Source organism: Marinobacter halodurans, assembly GCF_004327985.1.
Taxonomy (GTDB): Bacteria; Pseudomonadota; Gammaproteobacteria; order Pseudomonadales; family Oleiphilaceae; genus Marinobacter_A; species Marinobacter_A halodurans.
Window position 1 is genome coordinate 1 of record NZ_SJDL01000050.1, and the last position, 26,522, is coordinate 26,522.

25 protein-coding genes and 2 pseudogenes are annotated in these 26,522 nt (G+C 58.3%); 13 read left to right on the forward strand and 14 right to left on the reverse strand.

The window, feature by feature from the left end:
* Window positions 1–249 (forward strand): annotated as a pseudogene (locus EZI54_RS21355) (IS630 family transposase); the annotation flags it as partial.
* 368 nt (window positions 250–617) lie between these two features.
* Window positions 618–1,060, forward strand: a pseudogene (locus EZI54_RS21360) (LysR substrate-binding domain-containing protein); the annotation flags it as partial.
* Window positions 1,061–1,219: 159 nt separating this feature from the next.
* On the opposite strand, the gene EZI54_RS21365 reads toward EZI54_RS21360, so the two are convergent.
* Window positions 1,220–2,716 carry a methyl-accepting chemotaxis protein gene (locus EZI54_RS21365; protein WP_165495830.1) on the reverse strand — a complete coding sequence of 499 codons (1,497 nt, stop codon included), beginning with the start codon at window positions 2,714–2,716 and terminating at the stop codon, window positions 1,220–1,222.
* A gap of 325 nt (window positions 2,717–3,041) precedes the next feature.
* Here EZI54_RS21365 and EZI54_RS21370 point away from each other — a divergent pair, with 325 nt between their 5' ends.
* Entirely contained in the window at window positions 3,042–3,593 is a 552-nt protein-coding gene (locus tag EZI54_RS21370; RefSeq protein ID WP_207389303.1) for a GlcG/HbpS family heme-binding protein, read from the forward strand.
* 428 nt (window positions 3,594–4,021) lie between these two features.
* Here EZI54_RS21370 and EZI54_RS21375 read toward each other — a convergent pair whose 3' ends face one another.
* The 4 genes from EZI54_RS21375 to EZI54_RS21390 form a co-directional block, all read right to left on the reverse strand.
* A complete protein-coding gene (locus tag EZI54_RS21375; protein ID WP_131483918.1) occupies window positions 4,022–5,026 on the reverse strand; it encodes an SRPBCC family protein in 1,005 nt (334 codons plus the stop codon).
* Window positions 5,027–5,096: 70 nt separating this feature from the next.
* The gene (locus EZI54_RS21380; RefSeq protein WP_131483919.1) at window positions 5,097–6,311 is read right to left on the reverse strand and encodes an NAD(P)/FAD-dependent oxidoreductase; all 1,215 of its coding nucleotides are present in this window, start codon (window positions 6,309–6,311) and stop codon (window positions 5,097–5,099) included.
* A gap of 89 nt (window positions 6,312–6,400) precedes the next feature.
* The gene (locus tag EZI54_RS21385; RefSeq protein ID WP_131483920.1) at window positions 6,401–6,718 is read right to left on the reverse strand and encodes a 2Fe-2S iron-sulfur cluster-binding protein; all 318 of its coding nucleotides are present in this window, start codon (window positions 6,716–6,718) and stop codon (window positions 6,401–6,403) included.
* Window positions 6,715–7,902 carry a cytochrome P450 gene (locus EZI54_RS21390; protein ID WP_131483921.1) on the reverse strand — a complete coding sequence of 396 codons (1,188 nt, stop codon included), beginning with the start codon at window positions 7,900–7,902 and terminating at the stop codon, window positions 6,715–6,717. The genes EZI54_RS21385 and EZI54_RS21390 overlap by 4 nt, the downstream gene beginning before the upstream one ends.
* A gap of 126 nt (window positions 7,903–8,028) precedes the next feature.
* Between EZI54_RS21390 and EZI54_RS21395 the strand changes: the two genes are divergently transcribed.
* On the forward strand, window positions 8,029–8,952 hold the full coding sequence (locus EZI54_RS21395; protein WP_165495831.1) for a LysR family transcriptional regulator: 924 nt from the start codon (window positions 8,029–8,031) through the stop codon (window positions 8,950–8,952).
* 151 nt (window positions 8,953–9,103) lie between these two features.
* On the opposite strand, the gene EZI54_RS21400 is transcribed toward EZI54_RS21395, so the two are convergent.
* The 3 genes from EZI54_RS21400 to EZI54_RS21410 are packed head-to-tail and all read right to left on the reverse strand — an operon-like array spanning window position 9,104 to window position 12,049.
* Window positions 9,104–10,033 (reverse strand): electron transfer flavoprotein subunit alpha/FixB family protein, encoded by a 930-nt coding sequence (locus EZI54_RS21400; RefSeq protein ID WP_131483923.1) that lies wholly within the window; start codon window positions 10,031–10,033, stop codon window positions 9,104–9,106.
* A gap of 10 nt (window positions 10,034–10,043) precedes the next feature.
* Complete coding sequence (locus EZI54_RS21405; protein ID WP_131483924.1) at window positions 10,044–10,805, reverse strand: electron transfer flavoprotein subunit beta/FixA family protein; 762 nt, start codon at window positions 10,803–10,805, stop codon at window positions 10,044–10,046.
* Window positions 10,806–10,837: 32 nt separating this feature from the next.
* Window positions 10,838–12,049, reverse strand: coding sequence for a CaiB/BaiF CoA transferase family protein (locus tag EZI54_RS21410; RefSeq protein WP_131483925.1), 1,212 nt, complete (start codon window positions 12,047–12,049; stop codon window positions 10,838–10,840).
* Between the two features lie 56 nt (window positions 12,050–12,105).
* Between EZI54_RS21410 and EZI54_RS24895 the strand changes: the two genes are divergently transcribed.
* Both EZI54_RS24895 and EZI54_RS24900 read left to right on the forward strand, forming a co-directional pair.
* Window positions 12,106–12,387: a FadR/GntR family transcriptional regulator gene (locus EZI54_RS24895; RefSeq protein WP_207389304.1), complete on the forward strand. Its 282-nt coding sequence runs from the start codon at window positions 12,106–12,108 to the stop codon at window positions 12,385–12,387.
* Complete coding sequence (locus EZI54_RS24900) at window positions 12,384–12,602, forward strand: hypothetical protein (protein ID WP_207389305.1); 219 nt, start codon at window positions 12,384–12,386, stop codon at window positions 12,600–12,602. Before EZI54_RS24895 ends, EZI54_RS24900 begins: the two co-directional genes overlap by 4 nt.
* Window positions 12,603–12,666: 64 nt before the next feature.
* Here the strand turns inward: EZI54_RS24900 and EZI54_RS21420 are convergent, their stop codons facing one another.
* The 3 genes from EZI54_RS21420 to EZI54_RS21430 all read right to left on the reverse strand — a co-directional run bounded on the left by EZI54_RS21420 (window position 12,667) and on the right by EZI54_RS21430 (window position 15,064).
* Window positions 12,667–13,197, reverse strand: coding sequence for a cupin domain-containing protein (locus EZI54_RS21420; RefSeq protein WP_131483926.1), 531 nt, complete (start codon window positions 13,195–13,197; stop codon window positions 12,667–12,669).
* Between the two features lie 86 nt (window positions 13,198–13,283).
* The gene (locus EZI54_RS21425; RefSeq protein ID WP_131483927.1) at window positions 13,284–14,399 is read right to left on the reverse strand and encodes an alcohol dehydrogenase catalytic domain-containing protein; all 1,116 of its coding nucleotides are present in this window, start codon (window positions 14,397–14,399) and stop codon (window positions 13,284–13,286) included.
* Between the two features lie 83 nt (window positions 14,400–14,482).
* Entirely contained in the window at window positions 14,483–15,064 is a 582-nt protein-coding gene (locus EZI54_RS21430; protein WP_131483928.1) for an amino acid synthesis family protein, read from the reverse strand.
* A 134-nt stretch (window positions 15,065–15,198) separates the two neighbouring features.
* Between EZI54_RS21430 and EZI54_RS21435 the strand changes: the two genes are divergently transcribed.
* The 3 genes from EZI54_RS21435 (at window position 15,199) to EZI54_RS21445 (ending at window position 18,147) form a co-directional block, all read left to right on the forward strand.
* Window positions 15,199–16,053 carry a fumarylacetoacetate hydrolase family protein gene (locus EZI54_RS21435; protein ID WP_131483929.1) on the forward strand — a complete coding sequence of 285 codons (855 nt, stop codon included), beginning with the start codon at window positions 15,199–15,201 and terminating at the stop codon, window positions 16,051–16,053.
* 43 nt (window positions 16,054–16,096) lie between these two features.
* The gene (locus EZI54_RS21440) at window positions 16,097–16,654 is read left to right on the forward strand and encodes a VOC family protein (protein WP_131483930.1); all 558 of its coding nucleotides are present in this window, start codon (window positions 16,097–16,099) and stop codon (window positions 16,652–16,654) included.
* 62 nt (window positions 16,655–16,716) lie between these two features.
* Complete coding sequence (locus EZI54_RS21445; RefSeq protein ID WP_131483931.1) at window positions 16,717–18,147, forward strand: aldehyde dehydrogenase family protein; 1,431 nt, start codon at window positions 16,717–16,719, stop codon at window positions 18,145–18,147.
* A gap of 80 nt (window positions 18,148–18,227) precedes the next feature.
* On the opposite strand, the gene EZI54_RS21450 is transcribed toward EZI54_RS21445, so the two are convergent.
* Window positions 18,228–18,917, reverse strand: coding sequence for a GntR family transcriptional regulator (locus EZI54_RS21450; RefSeq protein WP_131483932.1), 690 nt, complete (start codon window positions 18,915–18,917; stop codon window positions 18,228–18,230).
* Window positions 18,918–19,213: 296 nt separating this feature from the next.
* Here EZI54_RS21450 and EZI54_RS21455 point away from each other — a divergent pair, with 296 nt between their 5' ends.
* From EZI54_RS21455 to EZI54_RS21470, 4 genes are all read left to right on the forward strand, one after another.
* Window positions 19,214–20,851: a DUF1302 domain-containing protein gene (locus EZI54_RS21455; protein WP_131483933.1), complete on the forward strand. Its 1,638-nt coding sequence runs from the start codon at window positions 19,214–19,216 to the stop codon at window positions 20,849–20,851.
* A 30-nt stretch (window positions 20,852–20,881) separates the two neighbouring features.
* A complete protein-coding gene (locus EZI54_RS21460; protein WP_131483934.1) occupies window positions 20,882–22,231 on the forward strand; it encodes a DUF1329 domain-containing protein in 1,350 nt (449 codons plus the stop codon).
* A gap of 68 nt (window positions 22,232–22,299) precedes the next feature.
* Complete coding sequence (locus tag EZI54_RS21465; RefSeq protein ID WP_207389306.1) at window positions 22,300–23,433, forward strand: WD40/YVTN/BNR-like repeat-containing protein; 1,134 nt, start codon at window positions 22,300–22,302, stop codon at window positions 23,431–23,433.
* Entirely contained in the window at window positions 23,430–25,853 is a 2,424-nt protein-coding gene (locus EZI54_RS21470; protein ID WP_131483935.1) for an efflux RND transporter permease subunit, read from the forward strand. The genes EZI54_RS21465 and EZI54_RS21470 overlap by 4 nt, the downstream gene beginning before the upstream one ends.
* A 54-nt stretch (window positions 25,854–25,907) precedes the next feature.
* On the opposite strand, the gene EZI54_RS21475 is transcribed toward EZI54_RS21470, so the two are convergent.
* Together EZI54_RS21475 and EZI54_RS21480 are read right to left on the reverse strand one after the other, a co-directional pair.
* Window positions 25,908–26,057 (reverse strand): hypothetical protein, encoded by a 150-nt coding sequence (locus EZI54_RS21475; protein ID WP_207389307.1) that lies wholly within the window; start codon window positions 26,055–26,057, stop codon window positions 25,908–25,910.
* The coding region (locus tag EZI54_RS21480; RefSeq protein WP_207389308.1) for a hypothetical protein at window positions 26,054–26,522 on the reverse strand (469 nt) is incomplete at its 5' end. The genes EZI54_RS21480 and EZI54_RS21475, both read right to left, overlap by 4 nt.

Genomic DNA, 26,522 nt, shown 5'->3' on the forward strand with positions numbered 1-26,522 from the left:
GTTCATTTCACGCCAACCTCGGCGTCGTGGGTCAACTTAGTGGAACGATTCTTTGCCCTGATCTCGGAGCGATGGATCAAGCGCAACTCGCATCGCAGTACTCGCGAGTTGGAAGCGTCAATTAAAGGCTATCTTGCGACCTACAACGACGATCCCAAGCCGTTTGTCTGGCGTAAAACAGCCAATCAAATCATTGCGTCAATCGCTCGGCTGTCCGACAAAATCAATAATAAGACGAACTTTTGTTAAAGGACACTAGTAGCTCGCGTAAACCGTCTTATCCCCCATGATGTTCGGCCGGCTCAGGGTGCTTAGCGCGTGGACCCTGTGGTGCATCTCGTTCCAGAGAAAGCCAGCTTGGTGTGCTCTTCATTGTTTTTATCGTTAGTAACAGGATGTCCGCGCAACCAGGGTCAGCTCAATCCGCGCCCCGGTTATTGCAGTACTTGTGCGGCAATGAGGTTCAAGCGGTCACATGCCCCCTGGCGTTGGCCGGCGGTTCGTCCAGCCAGCGTTCTACCGGGGCCATTTGCGTGAACTTCGCCCCGCGGCGGTTGAGTTCTGTCAGTTAATCGTAGGGATGGGCCCATTTGGCTTCCGGCAGCGATTCGGACTAGGCCGCGGATATGGTCCTCTGGCCGAAGCTGTCAGCACTGTTGCGGGATTACCCCGATATCAGAGTCGAGATCGCAATCGATTACCGGTTTACGGATATCGTTTCCGAGCGCTATGACGCCGGTGTCCATTTGGGAGAACAACTTGAAAAGAACATGATCGCCGTGCGCATCGGGCCGGATATGCGCATGGCCGTGGTCGGTTCTCCGACCTATTTCGCCAGGCGCTCAAAGCCCCAGCCTCCTCGGGATCTGTCGGACCATGACGGCATCAACTTTCGGCTGCCCACCCTCGGTGGCTTACTACCATGGGAATTTGAGAAGGAAGGTCAGGAGCTCAAAACTACTGTGGATGGCCAATGGGTGTTTAACAATGCCAGATCAGTGGTAAGAGCCGCCGTTGCCGGATTTGGCCTGGGCACGTGCCGGCGGATATGGTTGAAAAGTTCTGCCATTTACCAGTTGCAAAAGGATTTCGGGTTTTCGGGAAAAGCAGTCACTGGTGTCTCTGCCAACGGAAGTCTGGTTACGGAGCTTAATTTGCCGTAGGAAGTCAGGCCCGAAAGCCCAGATACGGTTGACCTCAATATTCTGACAACTGCTACTCATACGTCCGGCTGATAGATTCCACAGGCTACGTAGTGATGATTGTCGAGTCGCCGAATGAACATATGTTTGGGCTCGGCCTTGCCGGAATGGGGATTAATAAAGCGATAGCTGTACCAACCCTGCCCATGGTCCCGAGCGATATCAATAATCGGAGTGAGCGGTTTGCCAGAGGCATCTTTGCCCTGAGACTGATCTTTACCGACGAGCTCTCTATTGCCTCCATGGGCGAGGATTACACCATCGAACCCCTGAACCACCACATAAAGCTCGCCCTGCACAAATTCTCTTTCGGGATCGTTGAACACGGCCAATGCCTTTTCGAGGCCATTCTGCTGAACGTAGTCGTACGCCTGGTGAACCAGGCTTTCTGCGTCTGACTTGGTCACCAGACGAAACTGACCAATCAGGTGCATCATATCGTTGGCCGATGCTGACAACTTGGAAACGATTTGACTGTTTTGGTTCACGTTGTCCGCAGTTTCATCCATTAACCGGGCTACCCGATGCAGGTTATTGGAAAGCTCCTCCGTCGTCGCTGTGGTTTGCCTTGAGGCCACGGCGATCTGCTCAATCTCCCCGACCATTGAAGCAAGATGCTGTAGGATATTGCCCAGTGCAGCCTCGGATTTCATCGCCTCTTCGGTTCCGGCCTGGACCACAATGACCCCCTCCTCCATCGTGGTCACCGCCGCACCGAGTTCGCACTGCATCGCCTCCACGGTATGGCGGATCTGATCGGTTGCATGGGATGTCTTCTCCGCCAATTGGCGCACCTCATCGGACACCACTGCGAACCCACGCCCTTGATCGCCGGCTCGTGCGGCTTCGATGGCAGCATTCAGTGCCAACAGGTTGGTTTGCGACGCGATATTGCTAATGAGATCAATGATCTGCCCAATCTCTCCGGAGCGCTCTCCCAGACCTCGAATAACGCCGCTCGACTTTGTGACGATATCGCTCGTCCTCTGCATCGCGTCGATCGTCTTAATCACGACGGTCTGCCCCTGCAACGCCACCTCATTGGCTTCACTGGTATTGTCTGAAGCTGCCTTGCAGTTCTTCGCCACCTCGGCCGCCGCCGAGGAGAGCTGCTCGCTAGCCGAGGCCGCCATATTTAACTGCCCCACCACCTCCCCAGCCGCTCTGTCGATACGATGCAGATTTTTATTAAGATTTTGAGACTGATAGGCCAGCAACACGCTGCTGTGAGAGAATTTGTTTAAAACGTTCTTAAGCTTGCTGACAGCCTGATCCAGATCGCTCTGAGCGCCTTCTGTTCTATAGGAACAGGATGCATTCAACGGTCTTAAATCGCCCCGAGCCAAGTTCCCGGCTAGTTCTTTAATAGCGACGACATCACGAGCACTGCCGCGAAATCTGAGCAGATGAAGGATCCTCGCCAGCAAACCAAGACCCCAGAGGACGGAGGTAAATCCAAACACTTTTTGCACGTAATCGAGTTCAGGTGCCGATAGATAGAGAGCATACGTCATTACACACCATCCGCTCACTGATAACGCGATACTGGCTAAGACTAAGGACCTGTTCGATAGCATACATACCCCGCGGTAATGCTTTGATTGGCATTGGTGCGCATGCGCTTGCCAAGATCATCACTGTCGTTAGTTGTGGGCCACGCCGCTTCGAAAGGCAACTTCGATGAGCGATCCTTCGTGGGGAGTTTGCATATCCTGTGCACTCTTTATCTCAATTCCCCGTCATTTTATGCATAAAATCCATTTTATGCAATTTTTGTAATTAAGTGCAAATCCATCCCCTCCACCCCAGGCACTGCCAATACTGGACAAAATTTGCGTCGTGGCTGTTGATCGCTTCAGTTTGCTCAGCCAACTCCGTATTCGTCGTTCGATCAAACTCCTGTCCCATCACTCAAATGTGCATAAACTTAACAATATGCACGTTAATGCGGAGATGCTATCTTTAGGCGCAAATTTGCTCGGGAGAACAGTCATGCGAGTTCGGATAGAGCTTGAGGAATCGGATGTTGAAAACATCATGGAGGCAGCGTGCAACGAAGCGATGACCAACCTTTGGCCAGTATCTATTGCGATCGTTGATGAGGGTGGGCATCTATTAGCTTTCCGCCGACTCCAGAATGCATCAAAGTCTTCAGTGCAGATCGCAATCGATAAAGCTCGTAGTGCTGCGCTAACGCAGCGGCCGACAAGTTTTTTCGAAGACATGTTTCGTTCGGGCCGTCCTGCCGCCAGTCTCCATGGAGTCATACCCATGACCGGAGGACTGCCCATCATGTTTGAAGGCCAACTAGTGGGTGGAATCGCCGCAAGCGGGGTCAAATCTGAGTTTGATGTCCAAGTAGCACAAGCCGGCTTGAATTTCCTTCGATAAAACTCCACTCCATTGGCATCCGTCCCGTGTCATTAAGCAGCGCAAAGACCGCGAAGGATGACAAAACGCGGAGCAGATACCCAGCTCCAGGTCGACCGAACGGATGTTGTCATCGATGTATTTCGATGATCGCATCCCGCACGTCTGTGGCCCGTCTGGCGGTGTTTTTCAAGGTGGTCGTCCGGACGATGAACTCACAGCCCCGCCGGGAAGTCATAGAACGCCTGCAGCTCCCCCAGTTGTGAAAGAACTGTCAGGGTTATACTCGGTGCATCATGCTCGCATCTCCCCGTACATCACTCTCACTTGGCCTGAGGCCGTTGATAACTGACCTCCCTGTCGGCTAATGTGAGTTAATGGTCAATCCTTGATCGTGCTGGACATTAATTCGCAAATTTTTCGGGCCGCGCGATCTATTCGCAACGCCCCTACTCCTGTTTTCCCAGTTTGACTTTATGCCAGGCGATCATATCCATGATCTCCGGGGAAAATACATCGTAAGAAGGGATCCCGCGATTTTTGAGGCTAACGCGAATTGAAACCATGTGAGCCGGTTCCATTCCGTTTTCAACCAAAGAAGACACAAACCCGGCAAATTCAGGCGCCGGCACCAGGCCATCTGTCACCAATTCGGGATGAATGAAGTTCAGACCGTAAAAATGGTGATCTTTGTCCTCAACCCTGCCAACCATGTGCGTGCCGCAGGATGAACAGGCATAGCGTTTGATCGATTGGGTTTCATCGACAACCTGTAGTTTGTCGCTGTTTTCCGCAACGGTTAATTGACCATCCGCCACAACGGCGATCAACGCCATCGATGCATCTTCGGGCTTCCAGCATTTGGAACAACCGCACAGGTGATTATGATAAGCCTGTGCATTGACGGTAATGACGACAGGTTTTTCCGCGCAGGAACATGTCAGGGTTTTACCCTGCAGAGACACCTTGCCGGATGCCGGGTTATCCAGGCAGGAGTGTATCTTTTGTTCCTTGGCAGCGAATGCCTCTGCACGTTCCTTCAGGGCTTCGTTCATCTTGATGTAAGCTGCACGCCCCAGGGTATTTATCCCATCCCAGACCTGGGTCAGAAAGGTTCCAGCAAAGTCTTCGTTATGGATCAGGGTGGTTGTACCGTCTTCATTCGGTTCCAGAATGAAGTAATGCTCCGCGCGAAACTCGCCTGGGGTCGGGCGTTCGGAAAGCCAGCGCAACTCTCGCGCACCGACAATAGCGGTCAGTGTCGGCCTCAGAGGAACGGTGGGCATCCCTTCGCGCGTCAAGATGCCTTCCACCTGACGGCCAACCATCGTTTTTCCCTTCAATTCAGGAACCAGTGGGTTCCATTCGGGATATTTCTCGATATCGTCCAACACGGCCCAGATCACATGGGCCGGCGCATTAATGTTGACTGCTGTATCTAGTGTTTTTTCCATCGATCCATGCCTTGCGATAATAGTTTTCAACGAGGACGGGGCAGACCCTTTGACAGGTCCGCAGCGCGCTTCACAAACTGTCGAAAATCTCTTTTAGCGATTGATTGCAATTGGCCAGTTGTTCACCGGTTGGAGACAAACCGTTCAACACCATCTTGCGCCCGATCAGGTAGGCGCGCGGGGCGTTCAGGGCGTCGACCGCGACCAGTTGGCCGTCGCGGTGGTACCAATGCGAGCGGCCCTCACCTTCGACGTCGCGGACAGTGATTCTGTCCTGCGTTGAAATCTGACCCGCGATTTGCAGTTTCATATCGAATTGATCGGACCAGAACCAGGGTTTCGGTTCGTACATCATCTCCTCGCCCAGAATATTGCCGGCAACCAGCTCTCCGGTATCGATGGCATTGCCCACGCTTTCCAGGCGCACATCACCGGTTTGCAAGCGATAACAAGCGCAATCGCCAATGGCATAAATATCCGGGTCGGATGTTTGACCAAAGGCGTTTACAAGAATCCCATTAGCGACTTCAAGACCGGCCTGTTCGGCCAGTTCCACTCTGGGCATGGCGCCAATGCCGGCAACAACGATATCCGTCGGAATCGCTTCGCCATTGCCAAGCACAACAGACTCAATTTTTCCGTCGCCGCTCAGTTCCTTCACCTGTTCGCCCACACGAAATGTAACGCCCTGATCCTGATGCAATTCCAGTATGTAATCCGCGGTCTCTTTTGACGCTACACGTCCCAGAATATTCGGGGCGGCTTCGATCACGTCGACCTCCAGCCCTAACCCCTTGGCAACGGCGGCCATCTCCAGACCGATATACCCTCCCCCGATAACGACCATGTGCCTGGCAACGTCCAATTCAGGACGCAGATTTTCAATGTCATTCAGATCTCGGATGGTATGAATACCTGACATCGAACGGGTCATCGATTGCGGCAAATTGCGGGCGGCAGAGCCGGTGGCCAGCACCAGCGCGTCATAGGGCTGCACGCGTCCGTCGGACAGTTCGACAGCTTTATTGTTGCGATCTATCCGCATGACTTTAGTGGCGGTCACCAACCTGATTTGCTGTTGCTCATACCAGGATTGAGGGCGCAGCAATAAACGTTCAGCTTCGACTTTCCCCAGCAGATAGGCCTTGGAAAGTGGCGGACGCTGATAAGGTAATTTCGGTTCATCGCCAATGAGAATGATCTCTCCGTCAAAGCCTTTAGCGCGTAATTTGGCGGCACAGGACAAACTCGCCTGCCCCGCGCCAATCATGACGACAGTTTTCATGTTTCAACTCCGGTCCTGTTCAGAAAGGACGTTGAATTGAATGATCGGAGGGCGGCGGATGTGGCTATCCGCCGCGACGGGAGGAACGATCACTCGCCGGGAATATGAACGACCATGCCATCCATATCGTCAGAAACTCTCACCTGACAGCTCAAGCGACTACAGGGCTGACGCTCGGCTTCGGTGAAATCCAGCATATCCTCCTCGTGATCCTCCGGTGCATCCAGCCGGTCATAAACCGCTTTGGGCAACACCACATGGCAGGTGGCACAGGCCGCCGCGCCATTGCACTCGGCCAGGATGCCTTCGACGCCGTTATGCAGCGCGGCTTCCATCAGCGAGAGACCGCTGGTTGCTTCGACCGTGGCTTCAACACCACTGGGTTGTACAAAGGTAATTTTTGTCATGACTGCACCTCGTTAACGTCCCAGGTGACCGGCAAGGATGTGGGGCCACGGAAAACCCACCCACTGATCTTTACCGCATCAGGATCTTGCAGACGAAGGTTCGAAAGGCGTTCGAACAACCGCGGGACTGCCAGTTTGGACACCAGAATACGTGCGACCCAGGTGCCGGCACAGAAGTGTGCGCCGGCGCCAAAGGCCAGATGGGCCTGTTTGGGACGGAAGATATCGAAGGTCTCGGGGGAATCGAAGTGTGTCCGGTCATGGTTGGCTGCGGCGATGCACAAGCCGATTTGATCGCCTTTTTTCAGCGGTACACCGGACAGTTCAACAGCCTGGGTAACCAGGCGCGGATACATCCCGATCGGCGAAATCCAGCGCACGGCTTCTTCAAAGGCTTTTTCCCACAGTTTCGGGTCTTCTTTGACTTTCGCCAACTGATCCGGGTTTTGCAGCAAACCGAGGACGAGCGTCAGGATCGCATCGCGTGGCTCGTTATGGCCGCCGCCGATAAAGACTTTTACGTTACCGTAGATCTGCTCTTTACTTTGGTCGGCCTGTAACAGCGAGGACAAGGCGGATTCGTTTGGATTTTCCAGATGGTAAGGGATCATGGCATCGATGGCTTGTTCGATCTCATCGGTCGCCTGTTTAGCGCGCCGTGAAATTTCGGGATCGCCGCCATAGTTGCCGTTGCCGTCCATCATCGCCTGAGACCAACGCGCAACCGTCTGCCATTCGACATCACCCAGGCCCAGAACTGCCACCAACGCACGCGCCGCCATCGGGCTGGCAAAAGCGTCAAACAGGTCGGCTTCGCCCTCTTTTTCAAAGGCCTCGATGATGTCATCGACGATACCTTCCAGTTTCGGCGCCCAGCAGCGTTTTGCCGTGCCGGGCCGCAGGGAGGGTTCCACCGCCTTGCGTTCTACCTGATGTTCTTCACCATCTTTACGCATCAGATTGGGGCCGCAGACCTTCACAACCAGGGAGTGCGGGTTTTCGGAAGAGTAGGTAACCGGATCACGCTCCACTTCCATGATGTCGTCAAAGCGTGTCACCAACATCAGGTTAGCCGCTTCGACACGGACGACGGGGCCCATTTCCTGAGCTCGAGCATAAATCGGATAGGGATCGGCAAGGATGTCGGACATGGTGACATCACCGATGACGGGGATAGTGGGCATGTATGCCTCCTTACTTTATTTTTATGGTTTCAATCGTAAGAAAGCACTCCGCATCGAGCAATGGTATGATCTCGATACAGGTCATCGAAGTATTCGATGGGCAGGTCGGTTAAGGCGGAGGAAGTCGTGAAGCAGCTTGAAAAGCTTGATATCAACATGTTCAGGACGCTTGTCACCATCTACGAACGCGGTTCGTTCACCGAAGCCGCCCACCTGATCGGCATTAACCAGTCGACCGTCAGTTATACAATGAAGATTCTGCGCGACAGTTTCGAAGATCCCCTGTTTGTGCGTACCGGCAATAAAATCGAGCCAACCGATCGCTGCCACGAAATCGTTGAAGAGTTGCGCGATGTTCTGACGACCCTTGATCGATTGGGGTCAAAGAAAGAGTTTGAACCGGAAGAAGCCCAGGGCACCGTAGTGATCAGCTGTAACTATCATGAAAGACGCGCCCTGATCCCGGAAGCGGTTCAGCGCATTCGACGTGATGCCCCCCATATCAAAGTCCATTTGCATGAAGCGGCCGTAGACGGCAAACGCCAACTTTTGGAGAACACCGTCGATATCCTGCTAGGCCCCGTCGCGATCATCGGTGATGTCTTTTACCGTCGGCACCTGTTTTCAGATCGATATGTCTGCTTAATGGCGGCCGATAACCCTCTGGCGGACCAACCCCTTACCCTGGATCAGTTTTGCACCGCCAAACATCTCGCGATTACCCATAACGGGCGCTGGGAAGCACTGTTTTATCCCATTTTGCGCGTTCAGGGTATTAACCTCGCCCCGGATGTTTCCATCCCCAATCATGACAACTTGCGCCAGATGATACGGGGCAGTGATCTCGTTGCGACCATTCCCGGGCGATTAGCCAAGGATTTAAGTGACGAGCTTGTCATCAAACCTTTCCCGCTGGAGGTTCCCATCGCCATTGATATGTATTGGACCGAGCGCACACATTTTTCCGGACTGCATAAATGGATCCGGCAAATTTTGGCCGACGTTTCGGTCGAACATCGAAAACGCTTCCCATTGGATAACGGAAGTTAAAAGAGCCCGCGCAATCCAAGGCTGTGTGGGCTAACTCCAAATGAAAGCCATCAGCTAAACGTGCGGTTTTCGATCAGAAGAATCGGGCCGGCCGGAGTACCCGGCGTCACAGTTTGGACCGGGTCACGTACATACCTCATTCCGCTACCGATCAGAGTTTTTCCGCCAGTTCCGGCAGCACCTGGAACAGATCCGCCACCAGACCGTAGTCGGCGACCTGGAAGATCGGTGCTTCCTCATCCTTGTTGATCGCCACGATCACCTTGGAGTCCTTCATCCCCGCCAGGTGCTGGATCGCCCCGGAGATACCGACGGCAATGTAGAGCTCCGGTGCCACGATCTTGCCGGTCTGGCCCACCTGCATATCGTTGCTGACAAAACCGGCATCCACCGCGGCACGGGAGGCACCGATACCGGCGCCGAGTTTGTCGGCCACTTTTTCCAGCAGGGCGAAGTTTTCGCCGTTGCCCATTCCGCGGCCACCGGAGACGATGACGCGGGCGGCGGTCAGCTCCGGACGCTCGGACTTCACCATCTCCTCGCTGACGAAGGCGGAGGTCCCGGCGTCGCAGGCTCGATCCAGCGTCTCGACGCCGGCACTGCCGCCTTCCGCCGCGGCCTTGTCGAATGCGGAGGTGCGCACGGTGATCACCTTGATCGCATCGCCGGAGCGCACGGTGGCGATGACGTTACCGGCGTAGATCGGGCGCTTGAAGGTATCGGCGGATTCGACGGCGATGATCTCAGACAGCTGGCCCACATCCAGCAGCGCGGCGACGCGCGGCATGAAGTCCTTGGCGGTGGTGCTCGCCGGGGCAACGACATGGCTGTAGTCGCTAGCCTGTGCCTTCACCAGCAGTGACAGGTTTTCGGCCAACCCCTTTGCGTAGGCGGCGTTGTCGGCCAGCAGGACCTTGCTGACACCTTCGATCTTGGCGGCTTCCTCGGCCACGGCACCGCAGCCACTGCCGGCGACCAGCACGGCAATGTCGCCGCCGATCTGACTGGCGGCGGTAACAGCGCTCAGCGTGGTCGGGTTCAGGGCCTGATTGTTGTGTTCTGCGATCAATAAAATAGCCATCAGAGCCCCCTTAAATAACCTTGGCTTCGTTCTTCAACTTGTCGACCAGCGCATCGACGCTGTTCACCTTGATCCCCGCCTGACGCGCGGCCGGGGCTTCCACCTGCAGCAGCTCGATATGCTGCTTCAGCTCGACACCAAGATCGGCCGGGGTCTTCACCTCCAGCGGCTTCTTCTTCGCCTTCATGATGTCGGACAGCTTGGCGTAGCGCGGCTCGTTCAGTCGCAGGTCGGTGGTGACGATGGCCGGCAGCTCCAGTGACAGGGTACGCAGACCACCATCCACCTCGCGGGTCACCACCGCCTTACCGTTATCAGGAGCGCCTTCCACCTTCAGGGCGTAGGCGAAGGTGCCCTGCGGGCGACCGGTGAGCGCGGCCAGCATCTGGCCGGTCTGGTTGTTGTCGGAGTCGATCGACTGCTTGCCGAGGATCACCAGGCCCGGCTGTTCCGCCTCGACCACCTTGGCCAGCAGCTTGGCCACGTTGAGCGGTTCCGGCATCGTATCGGTGTCGATCTGGATGGCACGGTCGGCACCCAGCGCCAGGGCGGTGCGCAGCTGTTCCTGCACCGCTTTCGGGCCAACGGAGACCACCACCACTTCGGAGGCGACACCGGCTTCCTTGAGGCGGATCGCCTCCTCGACGGCGATCTCGCAGAAGGGGTTGAGGGCCATCTTCACGTTGCTCAGGTCCACGTCGGTGTTGTCCGCCTTGACGCGTACCTTCACGTTGTAATCGATCACGCGTTTAACGCTGACAAGTATTTTCATAACGTACTAATCCTTCTCAATAGCGGTCCGGGTTAACGAATCAGGCCTTTTGCCTTCAGCGTTTCCAGTTGCGTTTTACGCTCGGGCAGCAGTCGTTCCAGCACCTCTTGGGTATGTTCACCCAGTCGCGGCGGCGGCAGGTCGGCATTCAAGTGTTGATCGTCGAAGCGCACCGGGTTGCTCACCAGATTGACCTCTCCGGCTTCGGCATGCGGCAGGCTGATCTTCATGCCACGATGCTGAACCTGGGGATCGGCGAATACCTGCTCCATGGTGTTGATCGGACCGCAGGGTACGCTCTCGACCTCCAGGGCATCGAGCCAGAATTGAGACGGCTTGGACTTGATCAGCTCTTCGACCTGCGGGACCAATAGCGCCCGGTTCTCCACCCGGCTCCGGTTGGTGGCAAAGCGTTCATCCTGCGCCAGCTCCGGCGCACCGGCGACGGCACAGAAGCGCTGGAACTGGGTGTCGTTGCCGACGGCGAGAATGATATGGCCGTCCGCCGTTGCAAACGCCTGGTAAGGCACGATATTCGGATGCGAGTTACCCAGGCGTTCGGGCGATTTGCCCGAGGTCAGGTAGTTCAGCGCCTGGTTGGCGAGCACGCCCACCTGCACATCCATCAGCGACACATCGATCCAGGTCCCCTCGCCGGTGCGGTCACGGCCGATCAGCGCGGACAGAATCGAGGTTGCGGCATACATGCCGGTGAACAGATCGGTGACGGCGACGCCCACCTTCACCGGCCCGCCGCCGGGCTCGCTATCCGGCTTGCCGGTAATCCCCATCAGACCGCCCATCCCCTGCAGCAGGAAATCGTAGCCGGCACGCTTGGCATAGGGGCCGTTCTGGCCGAAGCCGGTAATCGAGCAATAGATCAGGTCCGGCTTCAGCGCCTTCAGGCTGTGGTAATCGAGTCCGTAGCGCTTCAACCCGCCGACCTTGAAGTTCTCCAGCACCACATCGCAGCTCGGCAGCAGTTCACGGATCAGCGCCTGGCCTTCGGGCCGTGCAATATCGATCGCCACCGAGCGCTTGCCACGATTGGCACCCAGATAGTAGGCCGCGTCCCGGGTTTCGCCGAGAAACGGAGGCCCCCAGCCGCGGGTGTCGTCGCCGCGCTCAGGATGTTCGATCTTGATCACCTCGGCCCCCAGATCAGCCAGGTGCTGGCTGCACCAGGGACCGGCCAGGATACGAGACAGATCGAGTACACGGACACCGGATAGAGGCTTGTTCATCTTATTTCCCCAGTTCAGGGAGGCGAGGCGCCTCCCCATCGTATCGGCACGAACTGATGGAGCAGTTCGACTGTTCCAAAGGCACGGTGAGAGAGGCGCTTAAATCGCTGGAGGTACAGGGACTGGTATCGATCAAGACCGGCCCCAACGGCGGCGCGGTACTGGAGCGGGTGCCCTATGAAAAGGCCAGCGAGCTGCTGCGCAACTACCTGCATTTCGAGCAACCGTCAGGCCCCGAGATCTATGCCCTGCGTACGTTGATCGAACCAGAGATCGCGGCGCTGGTCGAACGTTGTGCAACACCGCCGCAAACCTTCGAGGAGCGCATGGCCCCATGATTCGCGATCTGGTGATCTCCAAGAAATCGGCACTGCCGGAGCAGCATGGGTTCTCCTGTGCCAACCTCAAGGACCATCAACAGTTAATGAAAGCATTCCACGCCCAAGACGCCGACAGAACGCGCTCGCTGATGCTCGAACATATGCAATCGGCCGAACACTTCAACCGGGAACTGGAGGGGCAGCTCAACCAGCATTTCCTGGCCCCGCAGTAACCCCCTCAGTAAAACCCCAGGCAGGAGCCGGCGATCAACCGGCTGCGCTACACTGCACCATCCCTTATTGCGGCGCACCTATCATAAAGAACACCGCCTTGGCGACCCGGTCCGATTTGTTGCGCCAGGCATGGCGGGTACCGTTCTGGATCACCACATCGCCGGGTTTGAGAACCCGTGCCTCACCGCCGTCGAGCTCCAGCCAGAGCTCGCCTTCCAGCAACACACCGTAGTCGATAGTCGGCGTCTGGTGCATCCCCGGCTGTTCCGGATCGAAGCATTCGATCAGCCCTGGCAGTTGTTCCGCCATCTGCGCAAACGCACGCTCGGGATTGAGCGGTGACGCCATCACACTGTCCGGTGGCAGGCTGACCATCAGCATCGAGCAACCACCGGCAGCGGGAATCAGGGAGGTCCGCACCTGCGTCAGGTCTTCGGTGTCCGCCGTACCGGCATTCGGCGCGTTACACCAGACCTGCGCGAAACCGTAGCCCGGAATATCGGCAAAATCGGCCGCCCGGGGCGCAGTGTCGTCGGACACAAACACCGGCTTACCCTCGGCATCGTGTCCTGTCACGATTCTTCTTACCTGCATCTCACAATCCTCGTACTCAATTACGTTAACTGACAATCGACGGACGATGACCACCGCGGATCGCAGTGGCCATCGTTACCGATCAGTTAAGGGCAGATCACGAAGTTACCGAACCCGCCGTGGCGGTTTTCGATACCACTGATCGCCTTGTTAACGTCCTCGAGAGGGAAGGTACTGTGCTCGAAGAAGGAGAGATCCATGACACCGGCCTCGATCATGTCGGCTATCTCCTGGCCCTGTCCGGCGGTGAACCAGGCCGAGCCCATCAGGGTCTGTTCCTGGTCCATCATTCGATGGATATCGATCGGCATCTGGCCGGAGACCGCACCAATATTCACCAGCGTGCCGGTGCGCTTGAGACTGCGCATGGCATCGAGCAGGGTCTCCTGGGGAGCTCCCGGACCCAGGGCATCGATCACGATATCCACGCCGTCACCCTTGGTCACGTCGTAGGCCCACTCCTCGATACTGCCGGAACCAAGCTTGTGGATTTCGATACGTCCCGGCGGTGCCAGATCCTTCACGCGCTGGAACAGCGCCTCGTTGCGCGCGGTACCGATAATCTTGCGGACACCGATCGCCAGCGCACAGGCCAGAACACCGACACCCAGGGTGCCGCTGATACCGTTGATCAGAACGGTACTGTTCGGTCCTGCACCGGCCTTGCGCAGAGCACGGTAACCGGTACCCACGTAGCCAAGACGCGCGGCGGTATTGAAATCGAGATTGTCCGGCAGTTTTACCAGGCTGTACTGCGGCGCCGGCATGTACTCGCACAGACCGCCGTAGGGGTAGTCCTCGTAGATTCGCGGGCTGTTCTTGGTAAAGCCGAAATAACCGTTGAAGGTATAGGAGGTACAGCCGGTGGTGTTACCGGCGCGGCAGGCACGGCAGGAGCCGCAGTATCGGGCCGGGTTGACGTAGACGCGATCACCCGGCTTGAAGTCATACACCTGGTCACCCACGGCCTTGATAACACCGGCGGGGTCGAGACCGAAGATCGCCGGCAGCGGTGGCAGCGGCATATGGGGGAACCAGTGTACCCAGTTGGTGAGGATATTGTGCAGGTTGGGCACGATGCCGCAGGCCTCTACCTTGACCAGCACTTCGGTGGGGCGAATCTTCGGGACCGGAATCTCCTCGATCACCATCGGCTGGCCACACTCATACATACGGGCGGCACGCATCATTTTAGTTGTCATGTTGTTTCTCCTTATTTTTTTGTAGAGACTGCAGGAATTGTTGGCGTTTGAGAGGGTCCTGCAGAGTACACAATTAGTAAGGCTTAACGCAGACCGTCTTCACCCGTTACATCTTCTGCGGATAATCCGCCCAAGCGGGCATGGATACGACCGCCGGTGGCCATGGCCAGGCCAAACAGAATCTCATTCCGGCGCGGGCCGTCCCAGACTGCCATCTCAGCGACACCGAAGTGACTGCGTACATAGGCCGCCTGGATATGGCCCAGCGGAATCATCAGCCGAGTTCCGGGGCCGGCGATGGTCTTGGCCGAGGGCACGATCGCCTTCGGGTTACCCAGTACCTCACGCATGGCCCAACCACCTGCTTCGTGCCAGACGGCACCCTGTTCCAGTTCGCCGTCTTCACCGACGATCGCCGCCTTGCCATAGGCCTGGACCGCGTCAGCACCGCCAAGCGCCTCGACCAGACGATTCGACAGCTCGGTGCCCAGGGCACGCAGCTCGCCCATAAACGGCATCAGGTCTTTAACATACCGGCCCGCATAGGGGTTGGCCACCACAGCCGAGGCTACGGCGATCTTCAGCGGAGAGGACGCGACCGGCCCACCTTCGTGAAACACCTCCTCGATGTCCAGCTTATATTTGCGGACTTTTATCAGCGACATGCGCACCCTCCATTTATTGTCTTGCATCAAGATTTGCTCGATAGGGCTTCCATAATATGCACTTTTATAGTTATAGTGCAATATACTTATTTTGTGCACAAAAATTAAAGACGCAACGAACCCGGAGGACAGAGATGAAACTTATTTCCTATACCAAAGAAGGTAAAGCGGGCTTCGGCGCCGTTACCGCCGATAACCAGGTGATCGAACTCACCGACAAGATCACCGGCGTCGACTGCCTCGCCACCCTGGTCGGCAGCGAAGCCATGATGGGCAAGGCAGAGGACTACGTGGCCACCGCCAGCGCCAGCCTTGGCCTTGACTCGGTCACCCTGGAGCCGGTCATCCCGCAGCCAAGCAAGATCATCTGCGTCGGCATCAACTATGTCGCGCACGCCGCCGAAGCGGGACGCAAGGTGGGCCAGTATCCGGTCATCTTCCAACGCTTCGCCGACACCCTGCAGGCCGCCGATGCGCCGATCATCCGTCCGATCGTTTCTCACGAATTCGATTTCGAAGCGGAACTGGCGGTGGTGATCGGTAAAGGCGGCGGTCATATCGCCCCTGAAGACGCCATGTCCCACGTGGCCGGCTACACCTGCTTCAACGATTCCAGCGTCCGCGACTGGCAGTTCCACACCCACCAGTACGGCATGGGCAAAACCTTCCGCAAGACCGGTTCGCTCGGCCCCTGGATGGTCACCGCCGACGAGATCGCGGACTACCGCGAGTTGGAGATCAAGGGTCTGCTCAACGGTGCACTGATGCAGCAGGGCTCACTGTCTGAACTGGCGTTCGATATCCCCCACCTGATCTCCTACGTCTCTCAGGCCCTGGACTGGAATCCGGGCGACATCCTCGCTACCGGCACCCCAAGTGGCATCGGCTTCAAACGCACCCCGCCGATCTTCCTGAAGCCCGGCGACGTCTACGAGGTGGTCATTTCGCAGATCGGCACCCTGTCAAATCCGGTGGCCGACGAGGCTTAACGGTCTGTGGTTAAATAAACGGATAACAACAAGAGCAACCAGCATGAACACCTTACCCAAACTGCATTTCACCCACGCCGGTATCCACTGTACCGACCTGGACATGATGGTCGACTTCTACTGCAACAAGCTCGGGCTGGTCATCAGCGACCAGGGGATCGCCTCCACCGGTCATCGTCTGTACTTCCTGACCCAAGATCCGGAGATCCACCACCAAGTCGTGCTGTTCGACGGTAAACCGGAGGGTATGACGTTCAACCCGGTCAACCAGCTCTCCTTCCTGGTGGAAAACCTGAACGATCTGCGCAACTTCTACCGTTTCGCCACGGAGTGCGGCATCCCGAATATCGGTCAGGTGGACCACGGTAACGCCTGGTCGATCTACTTCAAGGATCCAGAGGGGAACCCTATCGAGGTCTACGTGGATACTCCGTTCTATACCTCCCAACCCTGCCGCGAACCGCTCGATCTGAGCACGAGCAACGAGGCGATCCTCGCTACCACCGAAGCGATGTGTCGCCGCCGCCCCGGCTTCCAGACCCGCGCCGAGTGGATCGAATCGACGAAACAGCTGATCGCCGAAAAGCGCGTTCGCCTGTAGGCCAATGTTGCTCGGCTCGCACCCGGCGAGCCGAGCCCCCCCTGAACAGGAAGTGGAACGCTATGCATAAAAACCTGATTGCCGGGCAGTGGGTGGACGGCCAGAGCGAGCGCGTCAACCTCAACCCGTCAGATACCAACGACCAGATCGGTCGGTATGCTCAAGCGTCGGTCGACGACACCCTGGCCGCCATCGACGCGGCAGAGAAAGCCCAGCCGATCTGGGCATCGCTCAGCCTGCAGCAACGCGCCGACGCGCTGGAGTTCATCGGCACCGAGATTCTGAGCCGCCGACAGGAGCTGGGTACCCTGCTTGCCCGCGAGGAAGGCAAGATCCTGGCCGAAGCGGAGGCCGAAGTGAGCCGCGCCGGTCAGATCTTCAAATTCTTCGCCGGTGAGATCCTGCGTCCGCAGGGTGAACATCTGGATTCCGTGCGCGCAGGGATCGAAGTCGATACGTTCCGCCTGCCGGTCGGTGTGGTGGGCATCATCTCGCCGTGGAATTTTCCCATCGCTATCCCGGCCTGGAAGATCGCGCCTGCACTGGCCTATGGCAACGCCGTGGTGTTCAAGCCCGCCGACTTGGTGCCCGGTTCCGCCTGGGCGCTGGGCGAGATCATCGCCCGCGCCGGACTGCCGGACGGTACCTTCAATCTGCTGATGGGACGCGGCAGCGTGGTCGGTCAAACGCTGGCGGAATCGCCCAGGGTCAAGGCACTGAGCTTCACTGGCTCCGCCGACACCGGGCGACGGATACTGCTCAGCGCTGCACCGCATCTGACGAAACTGCAAATGGAGATGGGCGGCAACAACCCGTTGCTGATTCTGAACGATGCCGACCTCGAGCAAGCGGTGGATGTAGCAATTCAAGGCGCCTACTTCTCCACCGGACAACGTTGCACCGCTTCTTCCCGTTTTATTGTCGAGAAGGGGATCTACCGCCGGTTTACCGACGCCGTACAGGAAAAGCTGCGGGCCTTGCGAGTGGGCCATGCGCTGGACCCACAGAGCCATATCGGCCCCGTCGCCGACAAGACGCAGTTCGAACAGAACCTGGCGGATATCGACGCGAGCCGTAATGAAGGCGCGGTGCTGGCATTCGGCGGTGAGACACTGACACGGGAAACCCCAGGATATTTCATGAGCCCGACACTCTTTGTCGATGCCGATCCCCGCATGCGCATCGCACAAGAGGAGTTCTTCGGCCCGATTGCCTGCGCCATTCCCGCCGACGACTACGACCACGCGCTGCAGTTGGCCAACGACTCGCCCTACGGCCTCTCCGCCGGTATCTGCACCAGTTCGCTGAAATATGCTACGCATTTCAAGCGCCATATGGAGAGCGGTATGGTGATGGTCAACACACCCACGGCCGGCGTCGACTACCACGTGCCGTTCGGCGGTACCAAGGGATCCAGTTACGGACCGCGCGAACAGGGGCGCTACGCAGTGGAGTTTTACACTAGGGTCAAAACTGCTTATACCCGAGCCTGATTGCAGCGTGTGCGCGCTGTACACATAAAAAAGGGGCCACCGGGGCCCCATTTCATCTCGCGCCAGAAGCCTCAAACAGACTACTGCAACGTCGCGTTCTCCTGCAGGCGCAGCGCCGCCGTGACACTTTTCAGCGTGCCCTTGATGTGCTGCTCCAGCAACTCCACCGCGGCCTTGCCATCGCGCTCCAGCGCCACGTCCATCAGGCGCCGATGCTCGTCACTCTTGTTCCTCACCGAGGTACGGTTCAGTGCGGAATAACGCCGATAGCGTTCGGCCTGATCGAATAGAGAGTCGATGATGCGTAGCAGACGGTCGGAGGTGCAGGCAGAGAACAGGGCAAAATGAAATGCCCTGTGCCGTTCCGTCCAGTCGTTATCCAGCGCCACCGAGCGCCCGGCCAGTTTCTTTTCCGCCAGGCACAGACGGTGGAAGGCGCCGATCACGTTGGCTTCCCAGTCATCGTCGCCCTGCTCAATGGCGTCGGCCAGCGCCTCACATTCCAACAGGCAGCGCAAACGCGTGATCTGTTCGAAATCATCTACCGACAGGGCAGCGACGCGGAAGCCACGATTATCACTGGCCACAACCACACCTTCCTGCGACAGGCGATTGAGCGCTTCTCGTATCGGCGAGCTGCTCAGACCGTATGACTTGGACAGGCTGGCCACCTTGAGCTTCTCACCGGGGGCCAGCTCACCGTAGATGATCGCTTTCTTCATCTGCTGAAAGGCCACCTCGATGAGTGATCGTTCTTGAGTGTTTTGCATGGGATATGCACCTAACTTCAATCATTAGGTTGATTTTATGCGCAATACCACTTTTATGCAATACACACCAATTAATGCACACCATCTGGTCGAGCACTTGACTTCCCCCCTTCCCTAGAGATATTTTGTGCATAAAATTACATTCTATGTTATATGTTATTGCAAATGCATTATTCATCCATTCGTGCATCAGTGATGTGAGCAGTTACAGGAGATTAACGGTGACCAACTAACCCAAAGCAACAGATAAACACTCGCGCTCGAACCATGAAAAACAACAAACACAAGAGGTTTTCATGACCACGCCAACGAAGATTCAGTCACACTCGAATCGCTCCAGCCATCCAGTTCGTACCCTCGGTACCGCGTTTGCACTGCTAACCTCCGTCAATGCTTTCGCCTTCCAGATCGATACCGGTAACCCGGAGGTCTCGGCGAGATGGGAAAATACGCTGAAATACAGCAACGCCTTTCGTATCAAAGGAATCGACAATACGGTTGCCGCAACCGGCAGCAATCCCAACGTGGACGACGGCGACCGCAACTTCAATCCCGGGCTGATCTCTAATCGTTTTGACCTGCTGTCGGAATTCAACATCCGTTACCACAACGTTGGTGCCCGCGTCAGCGGCGCCGCCTGGTACGACTCGGTCTATAACACCAGCAACGATAACAATTCACCGTCGACTGCGAACCAGACCAGTGTCCCTTACAACCATTTCACCAACGCCACGCGAAAACTGCACGGCCGAGATGCGGAAGTGCTCGACGCCTTCGTCTTCGGTTCCTCCAATATCGGCTCCACCCACGTCTCCGCGCGGCTCGGTCAGTTCACCCAGCTCTATGGCGAAAGCCTGTTCTTCGGCGCCAACGGTATCGCCAATGCCCAGACCTCCGTCGATCTGATCAAGCTGCAATCGGTACCGGGATCCAAGTTCAAGGAGATCCTGATGCCAACGCCCCAGGCGTCCGTCAACTGGCAGTTAACGCCGGCGTTGAGCCTGGGGACCTACTACCAGTTCAAGTGGCGCAAGACGCGTCTCCCCGGGTCCGGCAGCTACTTCAGCAACGGCGACTTCGCCGGCGCGGGTGCGGAAAGCGCGTACTTCCCCACCGGTAACCTGACCCATTCCAAGGATATCGAGGCACGGAATTCGGGCCAGTTCGGGGCCCAGCTCAAATACACCATTGGCGACTGGGATCTCGGTCTCTATGCGGCGCAATACCACGCCAAGACGCCGCAGTTCTACTTCCGTCCCGCCTTCATGGGCGGTGACGACAGCTACGCGGCGGTCTATGCCGAGGATATCAGAACCTTCGGCGCCAGCTTCAGTACCCTGGTGGGCGAAGCCAACGTGGCCGGCGAGATCTCGACTCGTATCGACACGCCGCTGGCGGCAACAGGTGGGGTTGTACTCACCGGCATGGGTGCAGATAACGGTAAAAATGCGGCCTACCCGGTGGGTGACTCACTGCATGCCCAGGTGTCGATGATCAACCTCTACGGCGGCAGCAGCCTCTGGGATGGCGCATCGTTGGTGGGTGAAGTGGCCTATAACCGCCGCCTCAGCGTGAAGAAAAACGCCGATCAGCTCGATCCCAACTCCACCCGCGATGCGGTCGCGCTACGGTTCGCCTTCGCGCCGCAGTATTTCCAGGTACGCCCGGGCGTCGACCTGCAGGTGCCGATCACCGTCGGTTACACCCCCTATGGCCGTTCTTCCGTGACCCCGCTGGCGTTTACACCTGAGCACGGTGGCGATATCACCATCGGCCTGAAAGCCGACTACCAGAAGACCTGGCACGCCTCACTCAGCTATACCAACTTCTTTGGCCCCGGCGGCCCCATCGTCAATTCCAGCAATGCCTATAGCTACCAGCAGACACTCAAGGACCGGGACTTCGTCGCCTTCTCGATTCAACGCACGTTCTAACCGGTTCCATCCGGTTCAGGAGATAACAATATGAAAAAGCCGATACTCGCACTGTCCGTCCTGTTCGCACTTGGGATATCGATCGGTCCGGCCCAAGCTGCCGTCTCAGCCGATCAGGCCAACGCCCTGAAAAGCACACTCACGCCCATGGGTGCCGAACGCGCCGGCAACGCCGACGGCACCATCCCGGCATGGACCGGCGGGATGACCAAGGTGCCCGCCGGGCCCAAATTCGGTGATATTCCGGCCGATCCCTTCCCCGGCGAGAAACCGCTGTACCGCATTGACGCCAAGAACGCGGCCAAGTATGCCGCCAAGTTGAGCCCGGGCGTCCAGGCGATGCTGAAGAAGTACCCCGACAAGTTCCATCTGGAAGTCTACCCGACCCATCGCACCGCCGCCGCACCGGACTGGGTGTACAAAAATACCTTCAAGAACGCGACCAACTGCAAGCTGGGCGACAAGGGGCTGACTCTAAGCGGTTGCTACGGCGGCATCCCCTTCCCCGTTCCGCAAAACGGCAGCGAGTTGATCTGGAACACACTGCTGCGGGTCGAAGCGGAATCAATCGAGATGGGCTTCGTCAACATGGTCGGTAACGACGACGGCTCGCGCACCCTGGCCAGCGCCGGCAAGGAAAACTGGCAGTACCCCTACTACTACCACGACGGAGACGCCAAGGACTGGTCCGGCCGCTACGTGTTGCTGCGCTTCCTGACCTCCGATCCGCCCTACAAGGCCGGTGAGTCGCTGGTAACCCAGGACAGTATCGATCCGAAGTACCCGCGTATGGCCTGGCAGTACCTGGTGGGCCAGCGCCGCGTACGACGGGCGCCGACCGTGGGCTACGACACGCCTGACTTCGTTGCCTCCGGCGCCAACTACTTCGACGAGGTGCAGGGCTTCATCGGCAGTCCCGACCGTTTCACCTGGAAACTGATCGGAAAGGAGGAGATGTATATCCCCTACAACCTGAACAAGTTCCACAGCGAGAAAGCCAAAGACGTGTTCACACCGTACGTGCTCAACTCCGACAAGATGCGCTGGGAGCTGCATCGGGTCTGGGTACTGGAAGCCAACGTGGCGCCGGGCAAGCGCCACGCCGTGCCCAAGCGTCGCTTCTATATCGATGAGGACAGCTGGACCGTCAGCCTTGTCGACGGCTACGACGCCAAGGGCAAACTGTGGCGCGTCACCCAGGTACTGCCGTTCGTCGATCCGAAGATTCCGGCGGTCGTCATCAAGCCGATCGTTGTCTACAACCTGCAGGGCAGCATCTACAGCGTCGTGCAGGGCCTGAACGGCAAGACCTACAAAGCGGTGCCGCGCAAGACCGACTATTTCTTCACCGGCAACGCCATGATGGATTCGGGCTTCTGATCCCGATCCTGCGGACCCAAGGGCGCATGCAAATGCGCCCTTCTCTGCCGACCTGCGAGATGCTTACGATGACCCTACTCACACACATTCAGTCCCCGCGACGTCGCAACAGGCTTGCCACCCTGACCGCTATCGGTCTGGGACTCTGCGTGCAGGCAGGTACTGTCTACAGTGCGGCGCCCCTGTCTAAGCTGTACGAACAGCCCTCCATCACCAGTCAGCTAGCGACGAAATCGCTGATGCTCGACGTGGCGGACACTGGCAGCCGTCTGGTGGCGGTCGGCGAACGCGGCTTTATCCTCCTCTCCGACGACCGGGGTCATAGCTGGCGCCAGGTCCAAGCCCCCGTCAGCGTCACGTTGACCCGGGTCGCTTTCGCCGATGCGCAGCAGGGTTGGGCGGTCGGGCATGCCGGCGTGATCCTGCACACCGTCGACGGCGGGCTGACCTGGCACAAGCAGCTCGACGGCATCACCATCGCCAATCTTGACCTCGCGCAGGCGCAGGCTGATTTCGCTGCGGATCCCAGCAAGCGCAACACGCGCGCCCTGCGGGGGGCCAAACGGCTGGTGGCCGACGGCCCGGACAAGCCGCTGCTGGATATACACTTTTTCAATGCCCAACACGGCATCGTCCTCGGTGCCTACGGACTGGCGCTGGAAACCCTGGACGGCGGACAGCACTGGCACAGTATCCGTGACCGGATCGATAACCCCTACGGCTTCCATCTTTATAAGCTGGCGGAACTCGACGGCAAACTGTTCATCTGCGGCGAGCAGGGGCTGCTGCTGCGTTCGTCCGACAACGGCCAGCACTTCACTGCACTCCAATCTCCGTCGCAGGGCACGCTGTTCGGCATGCTGACGACAAAAACCGGCGGGCTGCTGGCCTACGGTCTGAAAGGCGTGATCTATCTGTCGGAGGACGGCGGCGACAGCTGGCAGCAGATCGAGAACTCGCTGCCCGCCACGCTGACCGCCGGCAGACGCCTGCACGACGGCTCGCTGCTGCTTGTCGACGAGGCGGGCCGGCGCCTGCTGAGCCGGGACAACGGCCACAGTTTCCAGGCCTCCAGCCTCGACAACCCCACCTATCTGACCGGCCTGGTCCAGACCGGCGACAGCGGTCTCGTTCTGACCAGTCTGCGCGGCCCCATTCACCTCGCCTCCAGCGATAACAACAACAAGGAGCCCGGACAGTGAACGCCAAACTCTCCCATCACCAACAGGGGCCGGACACCGAAGCGGCCGTCTTCGACGAGCGCTCCGGCAGCCTCGCCGAGCGCCTGCTGTTCAGACACCGGGCGGTCGTGATCGCGCTCTGCGCCCTGGTCAGCATTTTCCTCGGTCTGCAGGCCACCAAACTGCACTTGAACGCGGCGTTCGAGAAGATGATCCCGGTGGATCATCCCTACATCCAGAACTACTTCAAGTATCGCGGCCAGCTTGGCGAGAGCAGCAACACCCTGCGCATCGCCGTGATTCCGACCCACGGCACCATCTACAACGCCAAGTACCTGGACACGTTGAAGAAGATCAACGACGAGCTGTTTCTGATCAAGCATGTCGACCGCGCCTATATGAAGTCGCTCTGGACCCCGGCCACACGCTGGATCGGTGTCACCGCGGATGGTTTCGACGGCGGCCCGGTAATCCCGGACGATTACAACGGCTCCGCCGCCAGCCTCGAGCAGGTGAAGCACAACGTGGAGCGCTCCGGCGAGATCGGACGTCTTGTGGCGGCCAACATGCACTCCAGCGTGATTCTGTTGCCGCTGCAGGATGGTGCCACCGCCAAAGGCGCGGAACCGATCGACTATCAGGCGCTGTCGCAGCAACTGGAGCAGATCCGCAAGAAATATGAGAGCAAGGATATCAAGATCCGTATCTCCGGCTTTGCCAAGGTGGTCGGCGATCTGATCGACGGTCTCAAGCTAATGCAGATCTTTTTCGGCGTCACCCTCACGATCTGCGCCGCGGTACTGCTCTGGTACACCCGCTGCATTCGCAGTACGGCACTGGTGATCTCCTGTTCGCTGGTGGCCGTGGTCTGGCTGCTGGGGCTATTGCCGCTGCTCGGTTTCGACCTCGATCCCTACTCCATTCTGGTGCCCTTCCTGGTGTTCGCCATCGGGCTCAGTCACGGCGCCCAGAAGATGAACGGCATCATGCAGGAGACCGGCCGCGGCGCCGACAAGATCGTCGCTGCCCGCCAGACCTTCCGCCGTCTGTTCCGCACCGGCCTGATGGCGTTGACCACCGACGCCGTCGGTTTCGCGGTGCTGATGGTGGTCCATATCCCGGTAATCCAGGATCTGGCCCTCACCGCCACCCTCGGCGTGATGGCGCTGATCCTCAGCAACCTGGTGCTGCTGCCGATTCTGCTCTCCTACACCGGTGTCAGCCGTCGCGCCGCCGCGCGGGAAGCGGAAGCGGCGAAGATCGACATGACCGACGCCCAGCATCTGCGCCACCCGATCTGGGCCTTCCTCGACCATTTCACCCAGGCGCGCTGGGCCGGTACGGCGATCGTTGTCGCCCTGATCCTCGGCAGCTACGGCTATGTGGTGGGCTCGAAGGTCAAGGTCGGCGACCTGGACCCCGGCGCCCCGGAACTGCGCCCGGACTCCCGCTACAATCTGGACAACGATTTCATGGTCACCAACTACGCGTCGAGCAGCGACAAGTATGTGGTGATGGTGAAAACGCCGCGCTACTACTGTGCCAACTACGACACGCTGGTGAAGGTGGACGCGCTGGAAGCCAAGCTGCAGCAGTTGCCGGGTGTGGTCTCCACCAGCTCCCTGGCCGGGCTCAGCAAGCAGGCGTCCGCGGGCATGAACGAGGGCAGCATGGCCTGGTACGGCCTGCCGCGTAACCAGGGACTGCTGAACGCGATCATCACCCGCGCCCCGCGCGAGCTGTTCAACCAGGACTGCGACCTGATGACGGTCAACGTCTACCTCAAGGACCATAAGGCCGATACGCTGAACCGGGTGGTCAATCTGGTGGACAGCTTCGCCGCCGCCAACAACAGCGACAAGATCCAGTTCATGTCAGCCGCCGGCAACGCCGGGATCGCCGCCGCGACCAACATCGTCGTCGAGAAGGCCAACACCGAGATGCTGATGCTGGTCTACGCCGCCGTGATCGTGCTCTGCTACCTGACCTTCCGCTCCTGGCGGGCGGTGGTCTGCACCGTGCTGCCGCTGATGCTGACGTCGACCCTGTGTCAGGCGCTGATGGTCAACCTGGGAATCGGCCTCAAGGTCGCGACCCTGCCGGTGATTGCGCTGGGGGTGGGGATCGGCGTGGATTACTCGCTCTATATTCTCAGTATCACCCTGGCCAACCTGCGTCAGGGCCATGCGCTGACCAACGCCTACTACGCGGCGCTACTGTCCACCGGCAAGGTGGTGATTCTCACCGGTATCACGCTGGGGATTGCCGTTGCCACCTGGGCACTGTCACCGATCAAGTTCCAGGCCGACATGGGCATCCTGCTGGCGTTCATGTTCATCTGGAACATGCTCGGCGCGCTGATTCTGACGCCGGCGCTGGCCAGAGTTCTGCTCGCCCCTGCGCATGAACCGAGGCCAAACATGGTCGCCGTCAGCGACTGATTTTCATCGACCTTGCTCCCCGATTGCCGCCGGAATTCCGGCGGCTTTTTTTGGCTAGTCCGGGTCAAATGGCCACATGGGCAGGTAGATCGCGAAGATCATCTCCGTGCCGGTGCTGATCGACTGATGTTTGTAACGCTTGAGCCAGCCGCCAAGGCTTTTGGTGCTGGCGAGCAGCTCAGGGGCGGTGGATAATTCTGTCATGCATTGAGTCTCCTGAGGAATTGTTTGAGCGGTATTGAGGTGCCCAACTGAATCCAGAGAGCCAAGAGCCGCTGTTGCCTCTTCCGTCTGACACGCCTTGAACCCATCCATATGGGCTGACTGCCATCGGCTTGGAGTTGGCACCAGAGCGGGTCGTCCCCGGGCGACTCGTCCGAGGGCGTGACCGGGAAGGCGCTGTCCGGCGCCAGGCGCAGCAGGTAATCGCGAGGCTGGTACGCGTTGTCCGGCTGGCGGGTTTCCAGCCGCACCATGACCACCAGGTCGCGGGTCATTAAGCCGTACCGGGTTTTCTCCGCCTCCGGTACCGTAAAGCGCAATTGCAGGTGGTCCTCATCCTCCGGGATGGTCATGGACCCGATGACCTCTGCCGCGCAGCGCTCCCGGAGATGTGTTCGAATGCCTGCTTGGCAGCCCCTTTCCCGCATCAGGCCCGCTGCCGCGCCG